Origin of the sequence: Bacillus sp. FSL R5-0576, assembly GCF_038004765.1 — a bacterium.
Lineage (GTDB): Bacteria > Bacillota > Bacilli > Bacillales > Bacillaceae > Bacillus > Bacillus subtilis.
In genome coordinates this window covers 3,709,336-3,721,479 of record NZ_JBBORU010000001.1, presented here as the reverse complement: position 1 = coordinate 3,721,479, position 12,144 = coordinate 3,709,336, and the positions used below count along the sequence as shown (strand labels likewise).

The window sequence follows — 12,144 nt, the reverse complement described above, 5'->3', positions numbered from 1 at the left end:
GCGTTTAATCGCCGCCCCCTCCGCCGCCACAGCCGGAATCGCTGAAACCTCCGTCACTGCTGCATCCATCATGGTGTGAGCCGTTGTCTGAATAACCGAAATACCCGCTGTCCGCCTGCTGGCGGCTTTTATTTTCCGATGGCTGCGGCTGAATGACTGAAAGAAAAACAATAATAGATATAAACAATAAGATGATCACAATCACTTCGCGTCACTCCCTTTTTTCACCATATCTGTTATACGGATGAAACGCTGACCGGTTTCATTTCAAAGTGATCGATTCTTTCAGGCGGTCTCTGAGCCAGCGCTTCAGCACCCCATGTCCTTTGTTTGACAATAAAGTGCCGACACGCCAATACATAGGGGGATGAGGAGCGAACTGAAAATCAATCAATCTGAAAAACCAGCTTTTATCACGGGTGAGAGAATCAATTTGAAGCTCGTCTTCACCTGCTTCAGAGCTGTAGGCACTTTGTTTCTGTATGTCCTCATCCTGCCGAACCGCCAAGATTCTTAAGGCTTCAGCCATTTGTTTGTAACCGCCCCCCAGCAATGATGCGCCAAGGTTGTCAGCACGCACCTCCATCCATTGTGAACAAAAGGATTGATAGAGCTGGAACAGGATAATGATTGCCATAATGAAAGCCCAAAGCGCAATTTTGTGGGCCTCGGGATGGGTGATATGCTGCTCAAATAAGAGGAAAATCCCAACGACAGCTCCAAGATATAGAAAACGCAAAAGCTGTGATGACAGAACGTCACGTTTTTTGATATGAATCGCCTCATGGGCCAGAATGCCTTCAATGACACGCTGTGGAAGTGTTAGTGTGGCGCTTGTTAGGATGACCATTGACCTCCCGACATTCATGCCTACTGCCATTCCGTTGTAATCATCACTCTCCGTTTCGTATATGCGGACATGGGAAATGCCGGCCGATCGGAAAATCTTATCGGCCGCTGCCTGTACATGCGGATGATGACAAGGCTTGGCGTCCATTGCCGCCCGTAACACACGGTCTGACATATACATGTTGAATACCCAATATAGGATTACGGCAACAGCCATGACCCATGGAGAGGCGTGTAATGCGTATAACGCGAGCACCAATAAGGCGTAAGCGGATACCCCTTTTACGCTGGCGGCAAAATAAAGCTTCCCGAGCAGCCGCTTCACATTTTTTCTATGATAAAACGGCAAAACAGAAATCACATTGTCCACATTGTTTTCTGCATCTGTGTATTCCTGGAGAATTGTTTTCCATTTTTGCGGTTCCTTCACCGTCAGAAACAGTGTTTCGCCGGGAAGAGACAGTTTAATGACTTGCTGAAAGCTTGTTGTCAAATCTAAACGGGATGAATACATCGTCAGAAGCGGATGGAGCTTTAAGAGATCTGCCGTTGATTCAAGCTGAATATCCTTCAAATCGGAAAGCGGGTATGTACGGGTTTCATAGTGTGAGCTGATATGCAATTTTTCTAAGGCAGCTGAATAAAAAACCTTTACGCTGAAAACATTCAGTATACGCTTCACCAGTGCCCCTCCGCCGGAGATCATGCCGAAAAGGATTACATATTTGAGGGGGCTTGGGTCAGGTCCATAGATGAAAAAAATGACAGCGCCCGCAAACACAACGGCGGTCAGTGCAATGTCTGACAGGAGGCGTGTTTTGTTTCTGGCCAGCTCGATCTCCTGCCAGTCTCCCGAAGGTTTTTCCGCACGCTCTGAAACAATGAGATCCATTGCGGTCCAATAGCAGTAGAACATTGTCGCGATTGAGACAATGCCGTCCATGAATGAGAGATGAGAGAAGATGTAAACTGCAGCGCCGACCCATAGAACAATATCAATCCAGAAGTCTATGGCCGGAATGAGTTTTGCAGCCAGGGCTGATATCAAATAAAATCCAAGCCCGAGAAGCATAAAGAGAAATAGATGAGTTCCCATAGGCATGCCAGATTCCTTTCTATCTAGTATTTCCAACTATTACTATAGCATGGGATGGGAACTTGCAAAAACACGGACATGCAAAAAAGCAAGCTCTTTCGTTTTCCGAAGAACTTGCTCCGAGGTGTATCAATAAAATTGGTGCAGCAGCAATAAGGTTAAGGATACTGTAATCGCGCCCCCGATGCGGGTAGATACCTGGGCGAACGGCATCAACTCAAGCCTTTCCGCCGCGCTTAAAATTGCGACATCTCCGGTGCCGCCTTGTCCAGAATGGCACGCATTGATAATGGCGGTTTCAATCGGATACATGTTCAGCCATTTTCCAGTGAAGAAGCCAACGGCCATCATGGTCACAACGACAGACAGAATCGTAATAATATTGCTGAGGTTAAAAGCGGCGACAAGCTTGTCCCACGGCGTCATGGATACCCCAATCGCAAAGAGAAGCGGGTAGGTCACAGCTGTTGAAAAGAAGCGGGACACTCCAAACGCGCCATTTTCAATTGAGGCAGGCACCAATCTGAACAGCTTGATTAGAACAGCCAGTAACAGCATGGCAACGGGTGCCGGAAAACCGAAAAAATCGTGAGCGAGCATGCCGACTAAGTATAAAGAAACAGCAAGGATACCGCCTGACGCAAATAAAGAAAGGTTGAACATTTGCTGTCCGCTTTGTGATTCCTCCAGCGCAGGGGACTCTTCTTCGGAGCGGTCCACTTTGCCGTTGCCTGTCCATTCCGGTTTTTTCTTTCCAATTCGGTTCAGCAATCCCGCTAGAATAATCGCGCACAAGCTGCCCAGCATAATCGATGGCAGAACAAGTGCAAACGCTTCCCCTTGAGAAATGGGCATGATGTCAGAATATCCGATGGACAGCGGGATAGCGCCTTCTCCGACTCCTCCAGCCATAATCGGAATGACAATGTACAGCAGGGTATGCTGAAATCCGAGTCCGAGCAATGTCCCGACAGCCAGTCCGACAATAGCGGCTGTGACAGAACCGACAATAAGCGGAATAAAGATTTTCATGAATGCTTTTACGAGTGTTTCTCTTTTCATGCCGAGAATGCTTCCGACGACAATACCGGCGATAAACAAATATAGAAAGTTTGAGTTTTCTGTAAATTCTGTGGTGGATTTGACGATATCATTAGGCAGCAGGTGATAGTACACGACAGCGGACGGAATAAAAGTAGCTAGGATGGCCGGGCCGCCGATAGAACGAACAATCGGTATCGATTTGCCGATTTGGGCAAAGGTAAATCCGAAAAACGCCATGACGGCAATGGATGTCAAAATGTCACTTTTTACATCGTGATGCATAACAAAAACAGTGATTAATATAAACAGCAAGGCATACACAGGAAGCGGTATGATGCCTACTTTTATATTCATGGCTTTCGCAAACCAATTCTCTTTTCGAACCCCTTCGTGAATTGTATCCGTTTGCAATTGCATGTGTGTTTGAAGCTCTCCCATTGAAAAACCTCCCCTATTCTTGATGCAGTGAAATTGTTCACTATGTTAAGTATACTAAAAAATTGAAATTATTAATATATTAAAAATTTACTATTCAACTTTTCTCCACTTGCCGGTTCAAATGAAAAGAGGCATCCTGCCTAAAATCTGTTTATGACGGAGTGCGGAGAAACGAGTGCTGGTGCAGGGCAAGCATTTTGTTCGCAAGGAACGATGTGTTGATGTACGATAATAAAGGGTCATTTATCCTAGCAGCCGACATAAATAAGCAACAAAATAGACAAAAATCCGTCACATAGTGCGGGACTTTTTAGGTATTTTAGGCTTTATTTTTGAAATGAATCGTTGTAAAGTACTTAATATGAACCAGTCAGAGATTGTGTCATTTGGTCAGTCTGGCAATCTTGCCTCATATTGGACGACTTTTTGACACGTTTGTGAAATATTGAACAATATTTTTTTCGTCTATTTTGTGAATTACTGATCAAAGTCTCGGTTCTATTTGTGAAGTAGTGAGCAAATTAACAGTTTTAACCGGAAATGGAGGAGAAAGCATGAGTGAATTGGTATTAGCCCGCATACAATTTGCATCAACAACGTTGTTTCACTTCTTGTTTGTGCCGATGTCTATCGGGCTTGTGTTTATGGTTGCGTTGATGGAGACTCTTTATCTTGTAAAGAAAAATGAGCTGTATCTCAAAATGGCAAAGTTTTGGGGACACTTATTCTTAATAAATTTCGCAGTCGGTGTTGTAACGGGGATTTTGCAAGAATTCCAGTTTGGACTGAACTGGTCAGATTACTCCCGTTTTGTCGGAGATGTATTTGGCGCTCCGCTTGCGATTGAAGCATTATTGGCGTTTTTCATGGAATCTATTTTTATCGGATTATGGATTTTTGGCTGGGACCGCCTGCCGAAGAAAATTCACGCTCTCTGCATATGGCTCGTATCATTCGGAACGATCATGTCATCTTTCTGGATTTTAACAGCAAACTCCTTTATGCAGGAGCCGGTCGGTTTTACGATCAAAAACGGCCGCGCGGAAATGAATGATTTTGGCGCGTTGATTACAAACCCTCAGCTTTGGGTTGAATTCCCGCACGTTATTTTCGGTGCGCTTGCCACTGGAGCTTTCTTTATTGCCGGAGTGAGTGCTTTTAAACTGCTGAAGAAAAAAGAAGTGCCGTTCTTTAAGCAATCTTTTAAACTCGCAATGATCGTCGGCCTTTGTGCAGGTCTTGGCGTTGGCCTTAGCGGACACATGCAGGCTGAGCACTTGATGGAATCACAGCCGATGAAAATGGCTGCCAGTGAAGGTCTATGGGAAGACAGCGGTGACCCTGCTGCTTGGACCGCTTTTGCGACGATCGATACAAAAAATGAAAAAAGCTCAAATGAAATCAAAGTTCCTTATGCCTTGAGCTACTTGGCTTATCAGAAATTCAGCGGAAGTGTCAAAGGGATGAAAACCCTTCAGGCTGAGTACGAAAAAATATACGGAAAAGGCGACTACATTCCGCCAGTGAAAACGACATTCTGGAGCTTCCGCATCATGGTAGGAGCAGGTGTTGTCATGATTCTTGCTGCGTTAGGCGGCCTTTGGTTAAACCGCCGCAAAAAGCTTGAAGACAGCAAATGGTATTTGCGCATCATGATCGCGTTGATTTCCTTCCCGTTTCTTGCGAACTCCGCGGGCTGGATTATGACAGAAATCGGACGTCAGCCTTGGACGGTTATGGGGTTAATGACAACCGCTCAATCTGTGTCACCTAACGTAACAGCGGGCTCCTTGTTATTCTCAATCATCGCATTCGGTGTGATGTACATGATTCTTGGTGCACTGCTTGTCTTCTTGTTTATCCGTGAGATTAAAAAAGGTGCGGAGCATAGTGATCATCATGATGTTCCTGTATCAACAGATCCATTTAGTCAGGAGGTATACCATGGCATCTCTTCATGATCTTTGGTTTATACTCGTTGCCGTATTGTTTGTAGGTTTCTTCTTTTTGGAAGGCTTTGATTTCGGGGTCGGCATGGCGACCCGTTTTCTTGGCCATAATGAATTAGAACGCAGAGTGCTGATCAACACGATCGGGCCGTTCTGGGACGCGAATGAAGTGTGGCTTTTGACTGGCGCAGGCGCCATTTTCGCGGCATTCCCAAACTGGTATGCAACGATGCTGAGCGGTTATTACATTCCGTTTGTCATAGTGCTGCTTGCGTTAATGGGCCGCGGGGTCGCGTTTGAGTTCCGCGGCAAGGTGGATCATTTAAAATGGGTAAAGGTTTGGGACTGGGTCGTTTTCTTCGGCAGTCTGATTCCTCCGTTTGTGCTTGGTGTGCTGTTCACGACATTATTCCGCGGGATGCCGATTGATGCCGACATGAACATTCACGCACATGTATCTGATTATATCAATGTATATTCTATACTTGGCGGTGTGACGGTAACACTTCTTTGCTTCCAGCATGGATTAATGTTTATCACGCTGCGTACGATTGGTGATTTGCAAAACCGCGCCCGGAAAATGGCGCAAAAGATAATGGGTGTTGTTTTTGTAGCGGTTCTTGCCTTCGCGGCCCTTTCTGCGTATCAGACAGACATGTTTACACGCCGCGGCGAGATTACCATTCCGCTCACTGTTTTGATTGTCATCTGCTTTATGCTCGCGGCTGTATTTATTCGTAAGAAAAAAGACGGCTGGACATTTGGGATGACAGGCGCTGGTCTGGCGCTGACCGTGGGAATGATCTTTATTTCCCTATTCCCTCGTGTAATGGTCAGCTCGCTTCATAGCGCATACGATTTAACAGTAGCTAACGCTTCTTCCGGAGATTATTCGCTTAAAGTCATGTCAATTGCAGCATTAACGCTATTGCCGTTCGTCATCGGCAGCCAGATCTGGAGCTATTATGTCTTCCGGAAGCGCGTCAGCCATAAGGAGCCTATGACTTATTAATGGGAAAAGACCTGTTTCGATATAAAGGAATGAAGCGGATTCTCACCTTGATTACTTGTTTAACGCTGATTCAGACAGCCGCCATTATTATGCAGGCAGAGTGGCTGAGTGAGGCCGTAACCGGACTGTTCAACGGGAAGGGCATTACCTCTCTTTTTCCGGTGATCAGCTTTTTCCTCATCGCTTTTATCGCCCGGCACGGGGTGACGGTGGCGCGACAGAAAATCGTCTATCAATACGCCGCCCGGACAGGAGCAGATTTGAGAAAAAGTTTTCTTGATCAGCTGTTCCGATTAGGCCCCCGCTTTGCAAAGAAAGAAGGGACGGGGCAAATGGTGACGCTGGCGATGGAAGGCATCAGCCAGTTCCGCCGCTACCTGGAGCTGTTTCTGCCGAAAATGGTCAGCATGGCGATTGTGCCTGCGGCGGTTGTCATTTATGTGTTTTTTCAGGATCGCACATCAGCCATCATTTTAGTGGCGGCTATGCCGATTCTGATCATCTTTATGATTCTCCTCGGCCTTGTCGCGCAGAGAAAAGCGGATCGTCAGTGGAAATCCTATCAGAGACTTTCCAATCATTTTGTTGATTCTCTTCGCGGGCTGGAGACATTGCGTTTCCTAGGTTTGAGCAAGTCACACAGCAAAAATATTTTCTATGTGAGTGAGCGATATCGCAAGGCAACGATGAGCACACTCCGGGTGGCGTTTTTGTCATCATTCGCCCTCGATTTTTTCACGATGCTGTCGGTGGCGACAGTCGCAGTATTTCTGGGCCTGCGCCTTATTGACGGCGATATTTTGCTTGGCCCTGCTTTAACGGCGCTTATTCTGGCGCCTGAGTATTTTTTGCCGGTGCGGGAAGTGGGGAATGATTATCATGCAACACTGAACGGCCAGGAAGCAGGAAAAACCATTCAAGAGATTTTGTCGCAGCCTGGTTTTAAAGAAGAGACGCCGCTTCAGCTCGAGGCTTGGTCCGATCAGGATGAGCTGAAGCTGTCAGGCGTGTCAGTCGGCCGTTCGGTGTCTGATATTCATCTCTCATTCAAGGGCAAGAAAAAAATCGGCATTATCGGTGCAAGCGGTGCCGGAAAATCAACATTAATTGATATTCTCGGCGGATTTTTAGAGCCGGATGGCGGGATGATTGAGGTTAATGGTACAAGCCGGTCCCATTTGCAGGACGGCAGCTGGCAGAAAAACCTTCTGTACATCCCTCAGCATCCGTACATTTTTGATGATACGCTTGGCAATAACATTCGCTTCTACCACCCAAGCGCTTCGGCAGAGGATACAGCCCGTGCTGCTGCGGCGGCGGGACTGGCGGAGCTGGTGGATAGCCTTCCTGAAGGATTAGAGGGGCGGATCGGGGAAGGCGGCCGGGCGCTCAGCGGCGGCCAGGCACAGCGTGTCGCGCTGGCCCGCGCCTTTTTGGGAAACCGTCCGATCCTGCTGCTGGATGAGCCGACCGCTCATCTTGATATCGAAACAGAATATGAAATAAAAGAAACGATGGTGGATTTATTTGAGGATAAGCTCGTTTTTCTCGCGACTCACCGCCTTCACTGGATGCTCGATATGGACGAAATTATCGTGCTGGACGGGGGCAGGGTTGCGGAAGTCGGGACTCACAATGAACTGCTGGAGAAAAACGGTGTGTATACCAAACTCGTGAAGGCGCAACTGGGGGAAAGAGCATGAAGAAAGAAGAATGGATTTTGCCGTATATCAAGCAAAATGCCCGCCTGTTTGTTCTGGTTATCTTTTTGGGCGCGGTGACGATTTTTTCTGCTGCTTTTCTCATGTTCACCTCAGGGTTTTTGATTTCTAAAGCGGCGACAAGGCCGGAAAACATTCTGCTCATTTATGTGCCGATTGTCGCAGTGCGCACCTTTGGGATTGCGCGTTCTGTATCGCGATATGTGGAACGGCTCGTCGGGCATCACATCATTTTGAAAATCGTATCCGACATGCGCGTCCGCCTTTACAATATGCTTGAGCCGGGTGCTTTGATGCTGCGTTCCCGTTTTCGCACGGGGGATATGCTCGGCATTTTGTCTGAGGATATTGAGCATTTGCAGGATGCATTCTTAAAAACGATTTTTCCTGCGATCTCAGCCTTGCTCCTGTATGCTGTGTCAGTGATAGCGCTCGGCTTCTTCTCTTGGCCGTTTGCCATATTGCTTGCGCTGTATTTGTTTGTTCTTGTTGTATTGTTTCCGGTTGTGTCTTTGCTCGTGACGAGAGCGAAGAATGCGAAGCTGAAAAGCGGACGGAATGTGCTGTACAGCCGTCTGACAGATGCTGTGATGGGTGTCAGTGACTGGATGTTCAGCGGACGCCGGCATGCTTTTATTGATGCTTATGAAAAAGAGGAACATGATTGGTTTGAGCTTGAACGGAAAAAACAACGCTTTACAAGATGGCGGGACTTTGCTGCGCAATGCCTTGTCGCTGGCCTTATTTTGCTGATGCTGTTTTGGACAGCGGGACAGCAAGCGGACGGCGAGCTCGCTAAAACGATGATTGCCGCTTTTGTGCTAGTGGTGTTTCCGTTGACGGAAGCCTTTTTGCCGCTTTCGGATGCCTTAGGCGAAGTGCCGGGCTATCAGGATTCTATCAGACGCATGAACAAGGTGGCTCCTCAGCTGGAGGCGTCACAAACTGAATCAGGGGATCAAATGCTCGATCTTCAAGATGTCACCTTGGCCTTTCGTGATGTGACGTTTTCTTATGACAACAGCAGCCAAGTGCTGCACAACTTTTCCTTTACGCTGCGCCAAGGAGAAAAAATGGCGCTGCTCGGCCGAAGCGGCTCTGGGAAATCAACATCGCTTGCATTAATCGAAGGCGCCTTGAAACCGGACTCCGGTTCTGTGACGTTAAACGGAGTGGAGACAGCGCTGTTAAAGGATCAGATTGCGGATGCGGTGGCCGTGTTAAATCAAAAACCGCACCTGTTTGATACAAGCATTTTGAACAACATTAGGCTCGGAAACGGAGAAGCAAGCGACGAGGATGTGCGCCGCGCCGCAAAGCAGGTCAAGCTGCATGACTACATTGAGTCATTGCCTGATGGATATCATACCTCTGTACAAGAAACCGGCATCCGTTTTTCCGGTGGAGAGCGCCAACGGATCGCACTTGCGAGGATTTTGCTGCAGGATACACCGATCATCATCCTCGATGAGCCAACAGTCGGCCTCGATCCTATTACCGAACGTGAATTGATGGAAACGGTGTTTGAGGTGCTGAAAGGAAAAACGATTTTATGGATTACCCACCATCTCGCGGGAGTGGAAGCGGCTGATAAAATCGTATTTCTCGAAAACGGCAAAACAGAAATGGAAGGAACCCATGAGGAGCTTCTGGCGGCAAACGAACGGTACAGCCGCCTGTATCACCTTGATGTTCCTGTAAAATAGAAGACAGCCCTAAAAGGCTGTCTTTTTTGTTTGAAAAAGAAAAGGGACAGGAAAAATAGGAAAAGAAAGCAGAGGAGGGATAGAGATGAATGTTCCATATTGGACGGAAGAGCATGTAAGGGCCACGCTTCCTGAAAGAGATGCGGAGAGCCATAAAGGCACGTACGGTACGGCTTTGCTGCTGGCTGGAAGTGACGACATGCCGGGGGCAGCGCTGCTTGCAGGGCTTGGGGCCATGCGGAGCGGTCTCGGCAAGCTTGTCATCGGTACATCAGAAAGCGTAATCCCGCTAATTGTTCCTGTTTTGCCCGAGGCGACCTATTGGCGTGACGGCTGGAAAAAGGCGGCGGATGCTCAGCTTGAAGAGACGTACCGGGCCATTGCCATCGGACCGGGCCTTCCGCAAACGGAAAGCGTACAGCAGGCAGTCGATCATGTGCTTGCGGCTGATTGTCCTGTTATTTTGGATGCCGGAGCGCTGGCGAAGCGCACATATCCGAAACGGGAGGCCCTCGTCATCCTCACGCCGCACCCGGGCGAGTTTTCCCGAATGACAGGGGTGCCCGTGAACGAATTGCAGAAAAAAAGAGCGGAATATGCAAAGGAATGGGCGGCTCAGCTGCAGACTGTCATTGTGTTAAAAGGAAACCAAACCGTCATCGCGTTTCCTGATGGAGACTGCTGGCTCAATCCAACCGGAAACGGGGCGCTCGCCAAGGGCGGAACCGGTGACACGCTGACGGGCATGATATTGGGGATGCTCTGCTGCCATGAAGATCCAAAGCACGCCATATTAAACGCGGTCTATTTGCATGGTGCGTGCGCCGAGCTCTGGACGGACGAGCACTCCGCTCATACGTTGCTCGCTCATGAGCTATCTGACATCCTGCCCCGCGTGTGGAAACGATTTGAATGATAAAAAAGCTGTCTTCAGAGAGAAGACAGCTTTTCTTGATACCCCGCCCGTTTTTTCAGACGCGGTTTCATTAATACATAGTAAAGCACAGAAGGCACGGCCAAGCCGATAATCCATGCGATGTCTCCGCCGCCAAACATTTTGGCAAGCGGTCCGATGTAAAAGCTTGTGTTGATAAACGGAATTTCCAGCAAGATAGACAGAACGAACGCAATTGTGGTGATCCAATTGACCTTTCCATAAGGCCCGTTTACGTCGAACATGGCTTTGACTTGATACTTTCCGTGGCGAACGAAGTAGTAATCGACTAAATTGATTGCCGTCCACGGAATTAAGAAATAACTGATGAAAAAGATAAAATTCAAAAACAGCTCCATAAAATTGCTCTGTCCCAGTAGGCTTAAGACTGTGCCGACAAGCGTGACACCCAGGATCATGATGATTCTGACTTTGGGCGTGACTTTTAATTTCAGAAACGGCTCCAGCGTTGTTGTCGTGGACATGAAGGCCCCATACAGGTTAAAAACATTGATTGCCATTTGCCCAAATAACACAATGATCAGCATAATAAACGAGAAGGGACCGAACAATTGGACAATCTGGCTGCCTGAGTTTGCCGTAAAGTCAGGCAGTGAGGTTGTCAGCAATGCGCCGAGCAGCATCATCCAGATGGAGCTGACAGATGTACCTGCATAGCTGTACCAAAATGTTTTTGAAGCCGGTGTTTTAACTGGCAGATATCTTGAATAATCGGCAACATACGGCGCGTAGGCAAGCTGCCACGTCGCAACTGCGCTGACTGCCACCAAGAAAATTGGCAGATCAATCGCTCCGGGAATCCAGCTGTCTGCCGGAATCGGCAATTGAAAAATGAGAATCGTTGCAGCAAAAAATACAGCAAAAGAGGTCCAAGAAAGGATTTTTTGCATTTTATGAATCAAATCATGGCCGAAAATGGTGAGTAAAAAACATACGGCGCTTAAGCCTATAATGCTCCATGATCCCGGGATGGGAACAAAGCTGCTTAAGGTTCCGGCCGCCAGAATCGTGCTGCTTGCGAAGAAACCAAGGTAGATAAACATGACTAAGAAGAGGGGAAGAATCGCTCCGATTACGCCGAATTGGGCACGGCTTTGAATCATTTGCGGGATGCCTAGCTGAGGGCCTTGCGCGGAATGAGACGCCATAAATATGGCACCGATTAAGGTTCCGCAAATAATAGCGGCAACACTCCAAAACAGATTAAGTCCCATTGCAACGGGAATCGTGCCGGTCACTAACGTGGTGATATGCATATTAGCCCCGAACCATACGGGAAATAAATCTTTCGCTTTACCATGTCTTTCTTCATTCGGAATATATTCAATCGTTCGCCTTTCTACTTTCAATGCATCGTCCTCCATATTGGATGTT

The 12,144-nt window shown here is 47.7% G+C and carries 9 protein-coding genes; 5 read left to right on the top strand and 4 right to left on the bottom strand.

Annotation, left to right across the window (positions count from 1 at the left end; all coding sequences use genetic code 11):
• Nucleotides 1-4 precede the first annotated feature (4 nt).
• The 3 genes from NX903_RS19080 to cimH form a co-directional block, all read right to left on the bottom strand.
• Complete coding sequence (locus NX903_RS19080) at nucleotides 5-205, bottom strand: hypothetical protein (protein WP_024571471.1); 201 nt, start codon at nucleotides 203-205, stop codon at nucleotides 5-7.
• Between the two features lie 57 nt (nucleotides 206-262).
• Nucleotides 263-1,951 (bottom strand): M56 family metallopeptidase, encoded by a 1,689-nt coding sequence (locus tag NX903_RS19075; RefSeq protein WP_080262575.1) that lies wholly within the window; start codon nucleotides 1,949-1,951, stop codon nucleotides 263-265.
• Nucleotides 1,952-2,074: 123 nt separating this feature from the next.
• Complete coding sequence (cimH, locus tag NX903_RS19070) at nucleotides 2,075-3,427, bottom strand: citrate/malate transporter CimH (RefSeq protein WP_003227271.1); 1,353 nt, start codon at nucleotides 3,425-3,427, stop codon at nucleotides 2,075-2,077.
• A gap of 554 nt (nucleotides 3,428-3,981) precedes the next feature.
• Between cimH and cydA the strand changes: the two genes are divergently transcribed.
• The 5 genes from cydA to NX903_RS19045 all read left to right on the top strand — a co-directional run bounded on the left by cydA (nucleotide 3,982) and on the right by NX903_RS19045 (nucleotide 10,731).
• Complete coding sequence (gene cydA / locus NX903_RS19065; RefSeq protein WP_086344486.1) at nucleotides 3,982-5,388, top strand: cytochrome ubiquinol oxidase subunit I; 1,407 nt, start codon at nucleotides 3,982-3,984, stop codon at nucleotides 5,386-5,388.
• Nucleotides 5,372-6,388, top strand: coding sequence for a cytochrome d ubiquinol oxidase subunit II (gene cydB, locus NX903_RS19060; protein ID WP_046381444.1), 1,017 nt, complete (start codon nucleotides 5,372-5,374; stop codon nucleotides 6,386-6,388). The genes cydA and cydB overlap by 17 nt, the downstream gene beginning before the upstream one ends.
• Nucleotides 6,388-8,091, top strand: coding sequence for a thiol reductant ABC exporter subunit CydD (cydD, locus tag NX903_RS19055; protein ID WP_086344485.1), 1,704 nt, complete (start codon nucleotides 6,388-6,390; stop codon nucleotides 8,089-8,091). Before cydB ends, cydD begins: the two co-directional genes overlap by 1 nt.
• Nucleotides 8,088-9,815 (top strand): thiol reductant ABC exporter subunit CydC, encoded by a 1,728-nt coding sequence (cydC, locus tag NX903_RS19050; RefSeq protein WP_015714948.1) that lies wholly within the window; start codon nucleotides 8,088-8,090, stop codon nucleotides 9,813-9,815. Before cydD ends, cydC begins: the two co-directional genes overlap by 4 nt.
• Nucleotides 9,816-9,900: 85 nt before the next feature.
• Nucleotides 9,901-10,731, top strand: a complete 831-nt coding sequence (locus NX903_RS19045) for an NAD(P)H-hydrate dehydratase (protein ID WP_086344484.1) — start codon at nucleotides 9,901-9,903, stop codon at nucleotides 10,729-10,731.
• A gap of 14 nt (nucleotides 10,732-10,745) precedes the next feature.
• Here NX903_RS19045 and NX903_RS19040 read toward each other — a convergent pair whose 3' ends face one another.
• Nucleotides 10,746-12,119, bottom strand: coding sequence for a cytosine permease (locus NX903_RS19040; protein ID WP_086344483.1), 1,374 nt, complete (start codon nucleotides 12,117-12,119; stop codon nucleotides 10,746-10,748).
• Between the last annotated feature and the right edge of the window lie 25 nt (nucleotides 12,120-12,144).

Coding starts and splice junctions, on each gene's coding strand:
- cydA (WP_086344486.1), top strand. CDS start 3,982: ATGAGTGAATTGGTATTAGCCCGCATACAATTTGCATCAACAACGTTG.
- cydB (WP_046381444.1), top strand. CDS start 5,372: ATGGCATCTCTTCATGATCTTTGGTTTATACTCGTTGCCGTATTGTTT.
- NX903_RS19045 (WP_086344484.1), top strand. CDS start 9,901: ATGAATGTTCCATATTGGACGGAAGAGCATGTAAGGGCCACGCTTCCT.
- cydD (WP_086344485.1), top strand. CDS start 6,388: ATGGGAAAAGACCTGTTTCGATATAAAGGAATGAAGCGGATTCTCACC.
- NX903_RS19075 (WP_080262575.1), bottom strand. CDS start 1,951: ATGCCTATGGGAACTCATCTATTTCTCTTTATGCTTCTCGGGCTTGGA.
- cydC (WP_015714948.1), top strand. CDS start 8,088: ATGAAGAAAGAAGAATGGATTTTGCCGTATATCAAGCAAAATGCCCGC.
- cimH (WP_003227271.1), bottom strand. CDS start 3,427: ATGGGAGAGCTTCAAACACACATGCAATTGCAAACGGATACAATTCAC.